Raw genomic sequence first — 16,232 nt, 5'->3', positions numbered from 1 at the left:
GGAGCAAGCCGATGCGACAGACGCTGATCCTCGGCCTGCTTGCCGCCCTCACGGCCCTGCCGGCCACCGCACAGACCACGCTCGAACAGGTGCGCGCGCGGGGTGAATTGCTGTGCGCCACCAATGCCGGCCTGCCCGGCTTCGCCCAGGCCGATGTTCAGGGCATCGTCCGTGGCCTGGATGCGGATACCTGCCGCGCCATCGCGGCCGCCGCGCTGGGCGATGCGAACAAGGTGCGCTTCATCGGGCTGACCACGCCGCAGGCCCTCGCGGCGCTGCGTGAGGGAAGCGTGGATGTCGCCAGCCGCAACCTGACCCAGACCATGGGCCGGGATACAGATCTCGGCCTGGCGCCGGCCGGAACCAACTTCAATGATGGCCAGGGTTTCCTGGTGCCGGTCGCCTCCGGCATCACCGATCCCAAGGCCCTGGATGGCAAGCGCGTCTGCGTCGTCGCCGGCAGTTCGAACGCACAGGCGCAATCCGACGTCGCGCGCCGCCTGGGAATCCGCACCACGCCGGTGGAGGCCCCCGCCTTCACCGGGCTGCGGGATGACTATGCCGCCGGGCGCTGCGATGCGGTCAGCGCCGACATGTCCGGCCTGATCGTGCTGCGCCAGACCGGCACCGCGGACCCCGCGGCGCATCGCCTGCTGCCGGACATCATCAGCCGCGAGCCGCTGGGCCCCCTGGTGCGCGATGGCGACCCGCATTGGCGCAGCCTGGTGTTCTGGGTGGTGAATGTGATGCTGGAGGGCGAGGCGCAGGATATCGGCACCACCAATGCCGCCGCCCGCCGCGCCGATCCATCCCCGCTGGTGCGCCGCATCCTCGGCGTGGAGCCTGGTCTGGGCGCGCCGCTGGGCCTGCCGGATGATTGGGCGTTTCAGGTATTGAGCCAAGTCGGCCATTATGGCGAGGTGTTCGAGCGCAGTCTTGGCCAGGGTTCGGCGCTGAAGCTGGATCGTGGGCTGAACGCGCTGTGGAACCGCGGCGGGCTGATGTACCCGATCCCGATGCGCTGAGGCCCGTCGTTACTCGATCGGGATTCTGAGCCGCGCGCCGGGCGCCAGGTCCTTCAGCAGCACATCCTGCCGGTCCGACAGATGTTCGCGGCCGAAGGTGAAGCCCCGCTGCTGTTCACGCTCGTCGATGATCATCGGCTCCAGCCGCGGCCCGACCGGATTGCCGAAGATGTCGGGTGGGGCCTGGATGTTCCGGTTGGGCATCGGCGCCAGGTCGCCCAGCACCACCGGGGGGCGCATCATGCCGGGCAGGGGCGGGGCCGGAGGCGGTGGTTCCGGCAGGGGAAGCGCATCCGCCGCGCCGCGCCGCTGCGCCAGCGCCGATGCCGGCGCCAGCAGCGCGAGGCCGGCGCTCAATAGGAAACGGCGCCTCATAGCGCCGCTTCCGCCAAGGGCGTGATACCGCGGCGGTCCTCCGGCGGGTTGCCCCGCGGCGCGCCAAGCGGGCCGTCCCCGGCCTCCCGCCACGCCCGAAGCACCCAATGGACCGAGGGGAAGGCCAGCTCCGCCCAGGGGATTTCGTCCCAGGCGAACAGTCGCACCTCCAGGCTCTCCGGCCCCGCGGCGAAGCCGGGGCTGGCGAGGGCCGCGCGGAACAGGATCTGCACCTGGCCGATCCGGGCGATGGAATAGACCGCCAGCACGCCATCCAGCCGCAGATCGGCGCAGGCTTCCTCCTGCGCCTCGCGCCTTGCGCCTTCCTCCACCGTCTCGCCGAGTTCCATGTAGCCGGCCGGGATGGTCCAGAAGCCACGGCGCGGTTCGATGGCGCGGCGGCAGAGCAGCACCTTGCCCTCGACCCCGACAACGGAGCCGACCACGATCTTGGGATTTTCGTAGGCGATATAGCCGCAATCGCCGCAAGTCAGCCGTTCACGGTCTTCCCCTGGGGGCGTTATGCGGGTGAATCGGGCCGTGTCATGCGCCATGGCACAAGGGTGGCGCTGGCCGGGCCGCTTCGCAAGCCGTGGCGGATCACGCCCTGGCTAGCCTAGCCTTTTCGCGCCAGCAGCACGAAGGCCAGCGAATCCTCCGGCCCGGCGCGGCGGCCCAGGCGGCGGGCGGCCTCGATGAATTCCGGGTCCTCCTCCAGCGCCGCCAGGCCGGGCGCGGCACCGGGCAGGGACCAGCCGGGGGACAGGAAACAGCCATCGCTGCGCGTCACCACCAGCCCGGCGGCGCGCAACATGCCGGTGACCTCGCCCGGCGTGAAACCCAGCGGTGCCACCTCCGCCCCCAGGCGGCGCAACGCGCGCAGCGCCAGGCTGTCGCGGTTCATGGCGGAGAGCATCAGGCGGCCACCCTGGGCCAGCACGCGGGCGGCTTCGGCGAAGGTGGCGGCGGGGTCGGCCAGCGTCTCCAGGCTGTCCAGCAGCAGGGCGGTGTCGAAGCTGGCATCGGGGAAGCTGAGCCGCGCGGCATCCATGCGGGCGAAGTCGAAGCGTGCATCGCCGCCATGGCGAATCGCGGCCGCATCCAGCGCGGCCTGGGAGATGTCGATGCCGGTGATGCGCGCCGCGCCCGGCAGCAGCCCACCGAGGCGACCCGCCCCGCAGGCGATGTCGAGCACCGCTTCCGCCCGCGCCTCACCCAGGTATTCCGCCACCAGCCGGTCCAGCTCGGCCTGGAAGGCGGCCTCCCGCGCCGGGCCGGGGGTGCCGCCGGGCAGCAGCCAGGGGCGCGGCGGCACTTCGCTCCGCCGTGGCGGGGTGCGCGGCGGGCGCGGCCGGGCAGGGGGGATGAGCGCGGGCAGGGGGCGTGGGGCGGACGCCTCGGCCACCATGGGCGCGGGTTCCGGTTCCGGCTCCGGCTCCGGCTCTGGCGGCAAGGCGAGGCGGTTCACCTCGAAGGCGCGGACATGGTCGGTTTCGGTCAGGTCGGGCAAATCCGGGCTGGCGGTGGGGGCGAAGACGACGAAGACCGGGTTGGCGAAAACCGGCACGCCCTGCCGCGCCAGCGCATCGAGGAAGCCGCGCGGTATGCGGTCCAGCTCGCCCTTATGCGCCACGACCCAGGCAAAATCGGCCGGCGCCCGGCCGGTGGCTGCGGCGAAGGGCTCGGCGCGGGGGATCGCCCAGCGGAACGGGTCCGGCGCCACCACGCGGTCCGCCGGCGCGAGGCGGCCGCGCAGGAACTGGGCCGTCTCGGCCCAGACGGTGTCGTCATGCGGGAAGGACATGCGGTCTCGGGCGCCTGCTGCGATGCGGGGCAGTTAAGCGGGCCGCCTCATGCGGGGCAACCGAGCTGGTCGGCCAGCGCCGGGAAGCTGGGCGCGACGAAATCCCAATCCTGCTCCGCCACCAGATCCTTCGCCTGGTCCGGGCCGTATTCGGTGGGCCGGGCGATGAAGGCGGTGCGGAAGCCGCAGCGCCGGGCGGCGGCCAGGTCGCCATTATGGGCAGCCACCAGCATGCAGGCCTCCGGCGCCAGGCCGAGGATCTCCGCGGTCCGCAGATAGGCCTCCCGGTTCGGCTTGTAGGCCTGCGATGCCTCGGCGCCGAGGATCGTGTCCCAGGGCAGGCCGGCCCGCTTGGCCATGTTCAGCAGCAGCGCGATGTTGCCGTTGGACAGCGGCGCGATGATGAAGCGGGTCTTCAGCCGGTGCAGCCCGGCCACGCTGTCCGGCCAGGGGTCAAGCCGGTGCCATAGGCGGTTCAGTCCATCCAGCTCCGCCTCATCCAGGCTGGCCGGGTCCAGCCCGTGGTCGCGCAGCACGCCCTCCAGGTTTTCCCGGTGCAGGATGTCGAGCCTGGTGAAGGGCCGCGCCTCGGTTCGCACTGCCTCCATCGCAGGCTGGTAGCGCCGGCGCCAGGCATCGGCGAAGGCGGCGCCATCCACGCCTGGTAGGTGGCGCGCCAGGAAGGGCGCGGCGTCGCGGGCGATGGAGGACCGCCAATCGACGACGGTGCCGAAGACGTCGAACAGAAGCGCCTGAACCGGCGGCATCATTCGGCGGCCTTGGGCAGGTTGCCCGCCTCCGCCGCCCATTTCTTGTCGAACTCCCAGACATCCGGGAAGCCCATCAGCTCGCACATCCTGGCAAAGCTGTAGGCGTCATTGACGCCCATGTTGTTGGAGTGGCCATCGGCCTTGAGCTGGCCATAGGCCTTCTGCAGCGCCGCCGCGACCGTCAGGAAGCCCACCGCCGGGTAGATCGCGATGCGGTAGCCCATGGCATGCAGCCGGTCCGCCGGGACGATCGGGGTGCGGCCGCCCTCGACCATGTTGGCGAAGAGCGGCTTCTTGATCTGGCGGCCGACCTCGGCCATCTCGGCCTCGCTTTCCGGGCTCTCGATGAAGATCACATCGGCGCCGGCCTCGGCGAACATCTTGCCGCGGCGGATCGCCTCATCCAGCCCGAGGGTGGTGCGGCTGTCGGTGCGCGCGATGATCAGGAAATCGGCGCTGCGGCGGGTCTCGGCGGCGACGCGGATCTTCAGCGCCATTTCCTCCGCCGGAATCACCTTGCGGCCGGGCGTGTGGCCGCATTTCTTGGGGACTTCCTGGTCCTCCATCTGGATGGCGGTGACGCCCGCATCCTCATAGCCGCGCACCGTGTGGCGCACATTCAACAGGCCACCATAGCCGGTATCGGCATCGGCGATCACCGGGGTGTTGCAGCCGCGGGCGATGGTGCCCATGCGGCTGACCATGTCCGTGTAGGTCGCGATCCCCGCATCCGGCAGGCCGAGATGGGATGCGGTGACGCCGAAGCCGGTGGCGTAGAGCGCCTTGAAGCCCATGCCATCGGCCACCTTGGCGGAGATCATGTCGAACACGCCGGGGGCGAGGACGAATTCATCGGCGGCAAGCGCCTGGCGGAGCGAGGGGTGCGGCATGGGGCGGGTCCTTCAGGCGTTCGTCAGCAGGAAAGGCACATTGGCACGTTCCGCGATGCCGCGGATCTGCGCCTCCAGCGCGGGCGGAATCGGGATGCCATGCGCGCTGCGCTCGGCATGTTCGGCGCGTTCCGGGTCGCCGGGCACCAGCACCGGCTGGGCCGGGTCGGCGGGCAGCGTGGCGCGCAGCACATCCACCGCCTGGTCCAAATCCTGCTGGAAATCGCCCTCCGGCCGGAAGGCGCAGGGGTCGATCGCCAGCATGAAATGGCCGATATCGTCCGGATCCTCCGGCCGCTGGGTCTTCACCCGGATCGGGGAGAATGAGGCACCGGACAGGGTGGCGCCCAGGATATGCGCCATCAGCGCCAGCCCGTAGCCCTTGTGGCTGGCCATGTCCGGGGTGCCGCCGACCGGGGAAAGCCCGCCCTCCGGCTTCTCGAACACCTGCGCCACGGCGGCGGCGCCCTCCGTCACCGGGTTGCCGGCGCCGTCCATCACCCAGCCGGCCGGAATCGGCTTGTTGCGGAGTGCCCGGGCGCGAACCTTGTTGGCCGCCGCGGTGGTGGTCGCCATGTCCAGCACCACCGGCGGCTGGCGCTGGCCGGGGGCGGCGAAGGCGATTGGGTTGGTGCCGAGCACCGGCACCGCGCCATGCGTCGGCACCATCGCCATGGTGCGGGTGCCACTGGTGACCAGGCCGATGCAGCCGGATTTGGCCGCCAGCTTCACATACCAGCCGGCGGCGCCGAAATGGTGGCTGTTGCGGACGGCAACGGCGCCGATGCCGTGCTGCTTGGCGCGCTGGATCGCCAGCCGCATCGCGTAGCCGGCCGCCGGGTGGCCCAGCCCCGCGCCGCCATCCACCAGCGCCACCGCGCCGGTTTCGCTCTGGATGCGGGGCCGTGCATTCAGCTTCACCTGGCCGACCTGGCGCATGCCCTCATAGCTCGCCAGCATGCCGATGCCGTGGCTGTCCACGCCCGCGAGGTCGGTGTCCAGCATCACCTCCGCGGTTTCCGCCGCCAGATCCCCGGGCATGCCCCAGGCCTCCAATATGGCCAGGATCTGCGCCCGCACGCTGTCCGCACTTGCCCGCATGTCTTCGCCGTTTCCACTTTACCAGTTTTGCAAGGGGTGCACCCGGGCGGGCGAGGCGTCAATCACGGGTCCGGCCTGGCTGAAAATTGCATTAGAATCAATGTGATTGTGCCGGTGCGGTTGCCGCTGTTAGCCTCCGCCGCGGTATTGGACTCTCCCCCCTCGGAACGACTGCGGAGGCTCCCCGACATGTCCGGACGAAATTCCACCGAAGCGGCGCGCGACGCGGAGGCCCCGGCCGTCCAGCGCCTCCATCCCACCGCGCCCCTGGCCGAGAAAGCCACCGTAAGCCGGCGGAGGGATCCCTTCGCCCATGGCGAATTGCCGCAGCGACCGAACTACCTGCCCGAGGAAGCGGAAACGGTCGGTGATCGCTCCGAGATCTGGGCAACCTTGAAGGGGCTGGCGCTCGCGGCCGCGGCGATTATTTTTCTCGGCTGGCTGCTCACCGCCGGCTGATCGGCGCGTTGGTCCTGGCGCCGGGTCGTTGCCCGGGACGGAGCCAGGCGATGACCGAACGTTCCTACCCCCTCGACGCCGATCGCGGTGCGGTGCGGGCCGCGCCCGGTCTGGCGCCCTCGCGCCCCAATCCCTTCACCCCGCGGGGCGCACTGCCACCCTCGCGCCCGATCGCCAAGCCGGAGGAAGGCGCGCGACGGGGGGAGGGTCTGGCCGCCATCGGCTCCGGCCTTCTGGTGCTGGCGCTCGCGGCGTTGCTGGCCTGGGTCCTGTATCTCGCCCTCGGCTGAATTTCGTGTGCCCAGCGTGCGGCGCCAGCACGGACCGCGGCCTGGACCGCCTCGTCAGGCCAGCGCGCGAGGGCCGTGGCACGTGCAAGTGGATCGTTCACGATCCGAACGATTCGCTGTTAAGCATTGCCACGAAACGACTGAAACGAACGCGGTGTTTGCAACCCGGCCCCCGCTTCGGTATTTCAGGACGATGCAGATCGAACGCCGGCCGCTCCTCGCCGCAGCCCTCGCCCTGGTCGCAGCCCCGGCGTCAGCCCAGCGCGCCCAGCCCGTGAACCTGCCCGTCGCCATGCCGGCCAATGCCTCGCCCGGCTTTGCGCCGCTGCCGGCCACGGATGCACTACTCCGGCTGGTCGACCGCCTGCTGCGGCTGGAGGAGGACGGGCTCGACCCGCGCCACTATGGCATACCGGACAGCACCCTGGCGGCCAGCAACCCTGCCGGCTACCGGGCAGCCCTGCATGCGGCCTCCGCCGCCGCGCTGTCGGACCTGCTGCTGGGCCGCGTGCGCAGCCTGCCGGACCGGCCGGACCTGCGGCGGGACCATTCCGCCGTGGGCCTCCAGGCCTGGCTGACGGAACTCGCCAACACGCCGGACCCGGCCGCGCTGATCGACCGTGCGGCGCTGCGGCCACAGGGGGCGGCGGCGCTGAAGGCCGAGCTCGCCCGCCAGCGGCAGATCGCCGCCACGCCCTTCACGCCGATTCCCGGCGAGGCGACGATCGACCCGGGCATGGTCGATCCCGTCCGCGTGCCGTTGCTGCGCGCCCGCATCGCGGTGGAGGACCCGGTGCTGGCCGCCGCGCCGGATGCCGGCGCATTGTACGACGCGGTGCTCGAGGAAGCGGTCCGCCGCTGGCAGGCCGACAATGGGCTGCAGGTGGATGGCCGCGTCGGCCGCATTTCCCTCGGCCTGCTGAACCGGCCGCTGACCGCGCGGGTGGACCAGCTGCGCGTGGCGCTCGACATGCGCCGCGCTGCCGCGCCGCCGCCGGCGGAACGCCGGGTGGAGGTCAACGTGCCCGACTACCGCCTCCAGGTGATGGAGGGGGAGCGGGAGGTGCTTTCCATGGCCGTCATCGTCGGCCGGCCGGACCGCGCCACGCCGATGATGGCCGTGCGGCTGACTGCCATCCAGTTCAACCCGCCCTGGGGCGTGCCGGAGCGCAATGCGCGGGAAGACCTGCTGCCGCGCTTCCGCCGCGACCCCCAGGCGATGATGGAACGCGGCTTCCGCGTCTTCACCATCGTCGGCGGCGAACGCATGGAGATCGACCCGCGCACCATCGACTGGTCCAGCATCAACGGCCAGCGCTTCCCCTATTTCGTGCGGCAGGATGCCGGCGACAGCTCGGCGCTGGGCCGGCTGAAATTCATCATGCCGAATACCGAGGACATCTTCCTTCACGACACGCCGGACCGCCATTTGTTCCGCCGCCCCGACCGCGCCTTCTCCTCCGGCTGCATCCGCCTGGCGGAGCCGAACGCGCTGATGGAGGTGATGCTGGAGGGAACGCCCGGCTGGAACATGGCGCGTGCCGAACGGGCCCTGGCCAGCCGCACCACCAGCGGGGTGTCGCTGGGCCGCAGCCTGCCGGTGCGGCTGCACTACAACACGGTGATCGTGGAACCCGGCGGCCGGGTGCGGATCCGGCCGGACATCTACCGCCTCGATGCGGCCTATGCGCGCGCCATGGCCGCCGCGCCCAGGCCGCTGGTGGCGGGGCTGGCGCGCCAGTGATGCGGAAGCCCTTTGGCCATGGCGGCCTGTGGTCCGGCGCCTGCCCGTGCTGCGGCCCGGAATCGCTGGTGCCGGTGGAGGCCGTGCCGCGGCGCGGGGTGCTGGCGGCGGTGCTGGCCGGGGTGGGCGTGGTCGCATCCGGCCCGGTGCTGGCGCAGGGCGCCACGCGCAGCCTGCGGGTGCGCCGGCAGGTGACCCTCGAAAGCTTTTCCGGCGTCTATTTCCGCGATGGCCGTTATGACCGGGATGCGCTGCGCCGGCTGGATTATGTGTTCCGCGACCTGTCCCGGGCCGAGACCACGCCGATGGACCCTCGGCTGTTCGACGTGATGTCCACCGTCGCCCGCCAGATGGACAGCGACGAGCCCTTCGAGGTGGTCAGCGGCTACCGCACGCCGGAGACCAATGCCGGTAATGCCAGCCGCAGCCGCCGGGTCTCCCGCGTCTCGCTGCACATGTCGGGCATGGCCGCCGACTGCCGCCTGCCGGGGCGGAGCGCCGTGCAACTCGCGCGGCTGGCCTCGGAGATGCGGCTGGGCGGCGTCGGCCTGTATTCCCGCGATGGCTTCGTCCATCTGGATTGCGGGCCGGTTCGTCGCTGGTAGGCGTTCGTCGCTGGTAGCCGTCAGGCGGCGATCGTCGCAGCCGCCGGCAGGGCCAGGGTGCCATCGCTGGCACGCAGGAAGCCCTCCGTTATGTGTTCGGCCAGCGTATCCACCGCGGGCACGCCGCGTGCCGCGGGCTGGCGCAGCAGCAGGATGCCCATATCCGGCAGGGGCGGCAGGCCCTCGGCCTCACCCATCCAGGACAGGCCGAGCGGCAGGGTGGTGGGCGTGCTGACGGTCAGCGCGAGGCCTGCCAGCGCTACGGTGAAGCAGCCGGTCTGTGTCGCGGAATTGTAGGTGACGCGCGCCGGTCGCCCCGCCGCCTGCAACGCCTCCAGCGCCGCGCTGCGCCAGGCGCAGGCATGGTCGGGGCGGGCGGGGTTCTCGTTCGGCCGGGACAGGGCGAGGGGCAGCGGGTCCCGCCGGTGCAGGCCATGCGCCGGGCTGCCGACCCAGCGCAGCGGGCCGCGCCAGATGCGCTGCGCCTGAACGCCTGGCGGTTCCTGACCCTCGCTGACCAGGGTGAGATCGAGCTGTCCGTCGCGAAACTTGTCCACAAGCACATCGGAGTTCAGGCAGGTGACATCCAGCTCCACCGCCGGATGCGCCTCCGCGAAGCGGGCCAGGATGGTGGGCAGCCAGTTCAGCGCATAGTCATCCGGCGTGCCGAGCCGGACCGAGCCGACCATGGGCGGGGCGCGGAAATTTCCGATGATCTCGTCATTCAGCGCCAGCAGATCGCGGGCACGGTCCAGCAGCCAGGCGCCCTGCGGCGTGGCCTGCACGCCGCGCGGGGTGCGGACCAGCAGCGGATGGCCGAGCAACTCCTCCAGCCGCCGGATCTGCATGGAGACGGCGGATTGGGTGCGGCCGAGCCGGTCCGCCGCGCGCGTGAAGGACCCGCCTTCGGCGATCAGCACGAAGGCGCGCAGCAGATCGGGGTCGAGGCCGAGGGTCCGGGGGGCGAGGGGTGCCATGCGGAGAGCATCAAGGATCTTGATGCGCTACGTCAATATAACTCGTTTTACTGATGGCGGGGCGCGTCCGATGCTGGCGGTGGATCGACCAGCAGAAGGAATGCGCTCCATGTCCGGCTTCTTGCTCTCGCCCGGGGGCGTGCGGCGGAACCTTGCCCCCCTCGCGCGGACCGCAGCGGCGGCCCACGGGTTGCTGGGCTGGCTGGCCCTGACGCTGCGAACCATCGCCACCCGCCGGTACCTGGCGGAGATGGATGACCGGATGCTGAAGGATATCGGCATCAGCCGCGGCGAGGCGCTGACGGAGGCGGCGCGCGCGCCGTGGGATGTCGGCCCACGGGGGAATATCCATCCGCGCGGCTTTTAGACTTTCCCGGGGCACCGCGCCCCGGGGGCTCAATCCATCTGTTCGGCAAGCTCGATCATCGGCTGGCGGCTGTTATAGGCCTCCATCAGCCGGTCGGCTTCGCTGATCGGCCGTACTTCGACCCTGGCGAGGCCGGCTTCCCGCATGCCGAGTTCATCCGCGATGCGGGGCGAAAGGTCGATGATCCGGCCGTCGATGAAGGGGCCGCGGTCTTCGATCACCACGGTGCGGGTGCGGCCGTTCCGCAGATTGGTCACTTCGACGACGGTGCCGAAGGGCAGGGTGCGGTGCGCGGCGGAGTTGGAATTGGGATCGAAACGGTCGCCGTTGGCCATGGGGCGGCCGGTGAAATAGGTGGGGTGGTAATAGGAAGCGATGCCGCGTTGCGGCGAGAAATCACTCGCTTCCGTCGGCATCGGAGCAGCGGCGGCAAGGGCCAGGCAGGCCAGCAGCGCGAGGCGCCGCATCGGCAGGTATGGCAATCCAGATCCTCCTTCACGCCACCCTAAATCAGGAGCGGCCTCGGTGGCACGCGGTTCCAGGGGGCCGGGTCACGGCCGAACCGATGGCACCCCGGACGGAAGCCGAGGTTGCATGTGCCTTATGGCGACGAGGCGGCGCGCCGGGGGGTGCGTCGCGGTGGTGATGCCGCCGGGTCGGGGGCGGCACCGTGTTAGGGCCGCAGGTGGCCCATCGGGTCAAGCACGGACTTTGCTCGCCTCACTCCGGCGGGGCGATCCGGTTGGATTCGTGTAATGCGGCGCCGATGGATAGGACAAAAACCTCACGCCTCTCACGCGAAGGTGAGAAGCCGCCAGGGTCCATCCCGGTCAGGGCGGTAAGTGCAGGGGTGAGGCCGTCGCTCACCAGGGCGGTCACCAGGCCGCGCAGGCGTCCATTTTCATCCAGCGCCGGCCCTCCAGAATACCCCATCAGGGCACCGATTCGGGCGGTGAAGCCGGGGCCGCGTCCGGCCAGGGCCGTATTGGTCTGCTCCACCCGTCCGCTGGCCAGCGCCGGCCCGGCGGAGGGGGCGCCGATGGCCCAGATTCGCTGGCCCGGATCCGGTGCGGCCGAATCCAGCGGCACGGGTTCGAAAACGCCCGGCGGAACACGCAGAACGGCCAGATCCAGCGCCGCGCTGCGCGCCACCACCACGGCCGGGACCGTCATCGCGGCGTCGCCGCGCTGCGCCTGGAGATGAACCATTCCCTCCGGCAGCACATGGGCGTTGGTCAGCAGCCGGCCAGGCGCGACCGCCACGGCGGAGCCGAGCGGTATGCCGTGGCTCGACAGCGCGGCGAAGCCGCAGCTGGCGGCCGCGGCGGCCGGCCCACCGCGGGCTTCTTCCGCCGGCAGCCGGGTGCAGGCACCGAGCACCAGGGCGAGGCCGAGCCCCGCCAACAGGAAGCCAAGGGTGCGGGCGGCCTCCGCACAAAGGCGTGGCAGGCGCTTGAGGCCCGGTAGGCGCGTGGATCGCATGGGAACATCCTGGACCGCATGTCGCCACAGGCTGCGCAGCCTGGGGTTTCGGCTTCCTGAATCGCCCCGGCCCGCATATCGTTTGCGAATGACTCGCAACTACGCTACCGATGACCCATCAGGCAGGAGCGATTCCATGGCAACAACCGGCCTTCCCAATTGGCCCTGGACCGGCGCGGAGGCCGATGCGCTGCCGGTGGCGGAGCGGATGCTGATCGATTCCGCGCGCGCCTGGGCCGCGGCCGCCCGCCAGGGGCAGCCCGCCCTGCTGGCCGTGCGCCGCCTGCTGGCAACCGAGGATGCGATGGGGGCGGCCGAACCACTGGATGCGCTGCTGCGCACCCTGGCGCAGCACCCGCTGACGCTCGGCTGCCCGCTCTGTCCCCGCCTGGTGGGGGAGGAGCCGGCGCTGCTGCTGGCCGTGTCCTGCGCGCAGCGCGGCCCGCGGCGGGAGGCCCTGGCCTGCCTGCTGCGGCGCCTGCCGCCCTACCAGGCCTATGCCGCCACGGCTGCCGCCATCGCGCTGGGCTGCGCCTTTCGGCGGGCCGGGCTGAAGCTGGGCGATCCCTGGTCCGCCTGAACCGCCCCTGACGCTCGCGGTCCCACACATATATAGGTGGCCCGGGCAGGAGTGAGCATGGATCGCCGAGTCTGGTTGCTGACGGGCGCGCAATTCGCGGCGGCGACCGGGGCCTATGCCTTCACCGGCCTGATTGCCCGCATGGCGGAGGATCTGGGCGTCAGCCTGGCGACCGCAGGGCAGCTCGCTGCCATCTATGCGCTGACCTTCGCCATTGCCGGGCCGCCGATTGCGGCGCTGACCGCGCGGGTGGACCGGCGGCTGTTGCTGACCCTGGGCCTCGGGCTGATCGCGCTGCTCAACCTGGCCACCGCGCTGGTGCCGGATTTCACGACCGCGCTGGCGCTCCGGGTGGTCACGGCGCTGGCGGCGGCGCTGGTGCTGCCTGCGGTCGCGGCCTCGATGCTGGTGCCGGCGGCGCAGCGCGGGCGGGCCATCGCGATGGTGATGGCGGGGCTGACGCTGGCCTTTTCCTTCGGCATCCCGCTCGGCACCGCGATCGGCGGAGCGCTGGGCTGGCGTGCCACCTTCGTCTTCGCCGGCAGCCTGGCGGCGGTGGCGGCCCTGGCCGTATGGGTCGGCCTGCCGCGTCTGCCGAGCACGGATCGTGGCGGCGCGGCCTCCCTCCGCATGGCGCTGCGGCCGGACATCCTCGCGGTGCTGGGCACCAGCCTGCTGGCCTTCGCCGGGCTGTTCTGCATCGCCGCCTATCTCGGCCCCATCGTCACGGCGACGACGCGGATCGAGGGGTCCGGCATCGGTGCGGTGCAGGTCTTTGTCGGGCTGGGAAGCCTGCTGGGGATTGGCCTGGGCGGGCGGCTGGCCGATGGCGGCGGGGCGCGGGTGCCGGTGGCGCTGTTCCTGGTGCTGACGCTGGCGCTGCTGGGCTATTCCCTGCTGCTGACGCAGCCGCCGGCCTTCTGGCACGTGGCGCCGCTCAGCCTGCTGGTTTTTGCCGGATCGGCCTCCCTTTTCGCCTTGGCGCCGCTGGTGCAGGCGCGGTTGATGCGCCTGGCGCCGGAGGACCGATCGGTGGCGCTGGCACTGAATGGCGGCTTCATCCTGGCCGGGCAGGGCGTGGGCGCGGCCTATGGCGGGGTGGTGATCGCGGCCGCGGGCCTGGCCTGGACCGGGCTGGCGGGAGCCATGCTGGCCCTGGCCGGGGCGGCCCTGGCACGGCGCGCCTATCGAGCGGTGCCATAGGCGTTACCTATGGCCGCCATGGCGATCAATGCTTGATCGTTGCGCTCTGGCATGCGGCAATACGCTTAGGGAAACGGAGACAATACGCGATGCAACGTCGCACTCTGCTGGCCGTACCGACTGCCGCGCTGCTCGCCACACCCTGGATCGCCCGCGCCCAGGGCGCCTGGCCGGACCGGCCGGTCCGGATCATCGTGCCGTTCCCTCCCGGTGGGTCGAATGACACCGTGGCGCGCATCCTCCAGCCGAAGCTGACCGAATTGCTGGGCCGTCCGGTGGTGGTGGAGAACCGGGCCGGCGCCTCGGGCTCGGTCGGGTCTTCGGAAACCGCGCGGGCGGCGCCGGATGGCCATACCTGGCTGCTGGCGAATGACACGCTGGCCACCAATGAAACGCTGATGAGCCTGCCCTACCGGGTGATGGAGGCGTTTTCCTTCTGCACCCTGGTCGGCACCTGTCCCTATGCGCTGGTTACCCATCCCTCCACGCCATTCCAGAATTTCACCCAGATGGTGGAGGCCGCGAAGGCGCGGCCGCAGACCCTGAACTACGCGACCACCGGAGTCGGCAGCGGGGCGCATATCGCCACGGTGCTGCTGCAGCAGCGCGGTGATTTCCGGCTGGAGCATGTGCCCTATCGCGGTGGCGGACCCGCCCTGCAGGATTCCCTGGCAGGCCATGTGCCGCTGTTCATGTCGAACATCGTCATCATCCTGTCCCACATCCGCGCCGGCGCGCTGCGGCCGCTGGGCCTGACCCAGCAGACCGACAGCCGCTACCTGCCCGGCGTGGTGCCCTTCACCCGGCAAGGCTTCCCGGGCTTCGAGGCGCTGACCTACTGGCAGCTTTGCGGCCCGGCCGGCATCCCGCAGCCGATCCTGGCGCGCATGCAGCAGGCCGTGAAGCGGGTGCTGGCGGAGGAGAATGTGCAGGCGCGGATGGCCGAGCAGGGCGCCGACATCGTCGGTTCCACCCCGGCCGAGACCGAGGCCTTCGTCCGCGCCGAGATCGAAAAATGGGGCGCCGTGATCCGGGAGAACAACATCCGCGCCGATAGCTGAGGGCCAGTCCTCGCCGCGGGCCCGACAGCAAAGGCTTGGCGAAGCGGGGCCGCCGCCCTTAGTTTGGCGGAGAAACGTATAAAGGGAGGAGTTCTGCAGATGATGCAGCGTCGCAATCTGATGACCCTGGCGGCCCTGGGCCTGGCCGCGCCCGCCGTGGCGCGCGCCCAGGGGAACTGGCCGGACCGGCCGATCCGGCTGATCGTGCCGTGGGCGCCGGGCGGCTCGACCGACACGGTCGCCCGTCTGTTCCAGCCGCGGCTGGCCGCGCTGCTTGGGCAGCCGGTGGTGATCGAGAATCGCGGCGGCGCTTCCGGCTCGATCGGCGCCACCGAAATGGCGCGGGCGCCGGCGGATGGCAGCACCTGGATGCTGGCCTATGACAATGAGGCGCCGAACCAAACCCTGCTCCGGCTGAACTACCAGACGCTGGAGGCGCTGGTGCCGGTCAGCCTGGTGGCGACCGGCCCCCTGGTGATGACGGCGCACAAGGATACGCCGTTCCGGAATTTCCAGGATGTGGTGGCGGCGGCCAAGCAGGACCCGGATCGCCTGAACTACGCGACCTCCGGGGTCGGCGGGCTGGCGCATATCGCCACGACCCTGCTGCAGCAGCAGAGCAGCTTCCGGATGACCCATGTGCCCTATCGTGGCGGCGGACCTGCTGTGCTGGCCGCGATCTCGGGGGAGGTCCCGCTGTTCATGACCAACGTGGTCATCGTCTCCCAGCACATCCGCGCCGGCACGCTGCGGCCGCTCGGTGTGACGACACGGGGGGAGACGCGGCATGTGCCGGGAACCCAGAGCTTCGCGCAGCAGGGCTTCGGCGATTTCGAGGCACCGACCTGGTGGGCCTTCTTCGGCCGGGCCGGCACGCCGCAGCCGATCGTGGACCGGATGCACGCCGCGCTGACGCAGGTACTGAACGAGCCGGAGGTGAAGGCCCGCATCGAGGAACAGGGCTGCGACATCGTCGCATCCTCGCCTTCCGTTGCGCGGTCCTTCGTGGCGTCGGAGATCGAGCGCTGGGGCAAGGTGATCCGCGACAACAACATCCGCCTGGACAGCTGAAACTTTTTCCAAGGAAAAATGCAGCCTGATGACAGGGGCGGCCCGCCGGGGCCGCCCCTTTTCCATGCCGAGGCCAGGGAAAGCCTGGGGTTTCGGGGCGGGCAGGGGGGCCTGAGGGGCCATTTGACAGGAGGCCACCCCGCCATTAGAAAGCGCCCACCGACGACGAGGCAGCCACTTGAACCCGAGCGAGACACTCGCTAAGTTCATCGGCCCGCTGAGGCGGAGGTAACGGGACAAAGAAGCTGGTACCCTACGGGGTGCCGGCCCATCGGTCCCACCGCTCATTCAATCTGTATATCTGTTGAGGGAAGAGTATTTGGTTTGCTCTTTGGCTCTTGCGCTGTGGCTGTCTCACTGAGGTGGGGTGGTTGATGGATGCGGGGGGAAGGGTGGCCGGATGGAATTGTGTTTTTGATGGTTAGATG

The 16,232-nt window shown here is 70.7% G+C and carries 19 protein-coding genes; 10 read left to right on the top strand and 9 right to left on the bottom strand.

Annotated features, from left to right (window positions below):
• Positions 1 to 11 precede the first annotated feature (11 nt).
• Positions 12 to 1,025, top strand: coding sequence for a transporter substrate-binding domain-containing protein (locus tag Q8S40_RS01640; RefSeq protein ID WP_305669041.1), 1,014 nt, complete (start codon positions 12 to 14; stop codon positions 1,023 to 1,025).
• 9 nt (positions 1,026 to 1,034) lie between these two features.
• Here Q8S40_RS01640 and Q8S40_RS01635 read toward each other — a convergent pair whose 3' ends face one another.
• The 6 genes from Q8S40_RS01635 to Q8S40_RS01610 form a co-directional block, all read right to left on the bottom strand.
• Positions 1,035 to 1,400, bottom strand: a complete 366-nt coding sequence (locus tag Q8S40_RS01635) for a hypothetical protein (protein WP_304808152.1) — start codon at positions 1,398 to 1,400, stop codon at positions 1,035 to 1,037.
• Positions 1,397 to 1,954 carry an NUDIX hydrolase gene (locus Q8S40_RS01630; RefSeq protein WP_305669040.1) on the bottom strand — a complete coding sequence of 186 codons (558 nt, stop codon included), beginning with the start codon at positions 1,952 to 1,954 and terminating at the stop codon, positions 1,397 to 1,399. The genes Q8S40_RS01635 and Q8S40_RS01630 overlap by 4 nt, the downstream gene beginning before the upstream one ends.
• A gap of 62 nt (positions 1,955 to 2,016) precedes the next feature.
• A complete protein-coding gene (locus Q8S40_RS01625) occupies positions 2,017 to 3,204 on the bottom strand; it encodes a class I SAM-dependent methyltransferase (RefSeq protein WP_305669039.1) in 1,188 nt (395 codons plus the stop codon).
• A 47-nt stretch (positions 3,205 to 3,251) separates the two neighbouring features.
• A complete protein-coding gene (locus tag Q8S40_RS01620) occupies positions 3,252 to 3,974 on the bottom strand; it encodes a haloacid dehalogenase type II (RefSeq protein ID WP_305669038.1) in 723 nt (240 codons plus the stop codon).
• Entirely contained in the window at positions 3,971 to 4,864 is an 894-nt protein-coding gene (locus Q8S40_RS01615; protein WP_305669037.1) for an oxaloacetate decarboxylase, read from the bottom strand. Before Q8S40_RS01615 ends, Q8S40_RS01620 begins: the two co-directional genes overlap by 4 nt.
• A gap of 12 nt (positions 4,865 to 4,876) precedes the next feature.
• Complete coding sequence (locus Q8S40_RS01610) at positions 4,877 to 5,965, bottom strand: Ldh family oxidoreductase (protein ID WP_305669036.1); 1,089 nt, start codon at positions 5,963 to 5,965, stop codon at positions 4,877 to 4,879.
• Positions 5,966 to 6,154: 189 nt separating this feature from the next.
• On the opposite strand from Q8S40_RS01610, the gene Q8S40_RS01605 reads away from it, so the two are divergent.
• From Q8S40_RS01605 to Q8S40_RS01590, 4 genes are all read left to right on the top strand, one after another.
• Positions 6,155 to 6,424 carry a hypothetical protein gene (locus tag Q8S40_RS01605; protein WP_305669035.1) on the top strand — a complete coding sequence of 90 codons (270 nt, stop codon included), beginning with the start codon at positions 6,155 to 6,157 and terminating at the stop codon, positions 6,422 to 6,424.
• A 50-nt stretch (positions 6,425 to 6,474) separates the two neighbouring features.
• Positions 6,475 to 6,714 (top strand): hypothetical protein, encoded by a 240-nt coding sequence (locus Q8S40_RS01600; RefSeq protein ID WP_305669034.1) that lies wholly within the window; start codon positions 6,475 to 6,477, stop codon positions 6,712 to 6,714.
• A 193-nt stretch (positions 6,715 to 6,907) separates the two neighbouring features.
• Positions 6,908 to 8,458 (top strand): murein L,D-transpeptidase, encoded by a 1,551-nt coding sequence (locus Q8S40_RS01595; protein ID WP_305669033.1) that lies wholly within the window; start codon positions 6,908 to 6,910, stop codon positions 8,456 to 8,458.
• Positions 8,458 to 9,063, top strand: a complete 606-nt coding sequence (locus Q8S40_RS01590) for a DUF882 domain-containing protein (protein WP_305669032.1) — start codon at positions 8,458 to 8,460, stop codon at positions 9,061 to 9,063. The genes Q8S40_RS01595 and Q8S40_RS01590 overlap by 1 nt, the downstream gene beginning before the upstream one ends.
• 20 nt (positions 9,064 to 9,083) lie before the next feature.
• On the opposite strand, the gene Q8S40_RS01585 is transcribed toward Q8S40_RS01590, so the two are convergent.
• Complete coding sequence (locus Q8S40_RS01585; protein ID WP_304808138.1) at positions 9,084 to 10,040, bottom strand: LysR family transcriptional regulator; 957 nt, start codon at positions 10,038 to 10,040, stop codon at positions 9,084 to 9,086.
• A 109-nt stretch (positions 10,041 to 10,149) separates the two neighbouring features.
• Here Q8S40_RS01585 and Q8S40_RS01580 point away from each other — a divergent pair, with 109 nt between their 5' ends.
• Positions 10,150 to 10,407: a DUF1127 domain-containing protein gene (locus Q8S40_RS01580; protein WP_305669031.1), complete on the top strand. Its 258-nt coding sequence runs from the start codon at positions 10,150 to 10,152 to the stop codon at positions 10,405 to 10,407.
• A 29-nt stretch (positions 10,408 to 10,436) separates the two neighbouring features.
• On the opposite strand, the gene Q8S40_RS01575 is transcribed toward Q8S40_RS01580, so the two are convergent.
• Both Q8S40_RS01575 and Q8S40_RS01570 read right to left on the bottom strand, forming a co-directional pair.
• Positions 10,437 to 10,889, bottom strand: a complete 453-nt coding sequence (locus tag Q8S40_RS01575) for a septal ring lytic transglycosylase RlpA family protein (RefSeq protein ID WP_304808134.1) — start codon at positions 10,887 to 10,889, stop codon at positions 10,437 to 10,439.
• 238 nt (positions 10,890 to 11,127) lie between these two features.
• A complete protein-coding gene (locus Q8S40_RS01570; RefSeq protein WP_305669030.1) occupies positions 11,128 to 11,889 on the bottom strand; it encodes a serine protease in 762 nt (253 codons plus the stop codon).
• A 136-nt stretch (positions 11,890 to 12,025) separates the two neighbouring features.
• On the opposite strand from Q8S40_RS01570, the gene Q8S40_RS01565 reads away from it, so the two are divergent.
• The 4 genes from Q8S40_RS01565 to Q8S40_RS01550 all read left to right on the top strand — a co-directional run bounded on the left by Q8S40_RS01565 (position 12,026) and on the right by Q8S40_RS01550 (position 15,804).
• Positions 12,026 to 12,469, top strand: coding sequence for a hypothetical protein (locus tag Q8S40_RS01565; RefSeq protein ID WP_304808131.1), 444 nt, complete (start codon positions 12,026 to 12,028; stop codon positions 12,467 to 12,469).
• Between the two features lie 57 nt (positions 12,470 to 12,526).
• Positions 12,527 to 13,672: an MFS transporter gene (locus tag Q8S40_RS01560; protein ID WP_305669029.1), complete on the top strand. Its 1,146-nt coding sequence runs from the start codon at positions 12,527 to 12,529 to the stop codon at positions 13,670 to 13,672.
• A gap of 89 nt (positions 13,673 to 13,761) precedes the next feature.
• Entirely contained in the window at positions 13,762 to 14,733 is a 972-nt protein-coding gene (locus Q8S40_RS01555; RefSeq protein ID WP_305669028.1) for a tripartite tricarboxylate transporter substrate binding protein, read from the top strand.
• Positions 14,734 to 14,832: 99 nt separating this feature from the next.
• Positions 14,833 to 15,804, top strand: a complete 972-nt coding sequence (locus Q8S40_RS01550; protein ID WP_304808125.1) for a tripartite tricarboxylate transporter substrate binding protein — start codon at positions 14,833 to 14,835, stop codon at positions 15,802 to 15,804.
• The last annotated feature ends 428 nt before the right edge of the window (positions 15,805 to 16,232 follow it).

The sequence above is a fragment of the Falsiroseomonas sp. genome, from assembly GCF_030695085.1.
Classification (GTDB): domain Bacteria; phylum Pseudomonadota; class Alphaproteobacteria; order Acetobacterales; family Acetobacteraceae; genus Falsiroseomonas.
The sequence above is the reverse complement of the archived record's forward strand: the minus strand, read 5'-3'. Positions and strand labels throughout refer to the sequence as shown.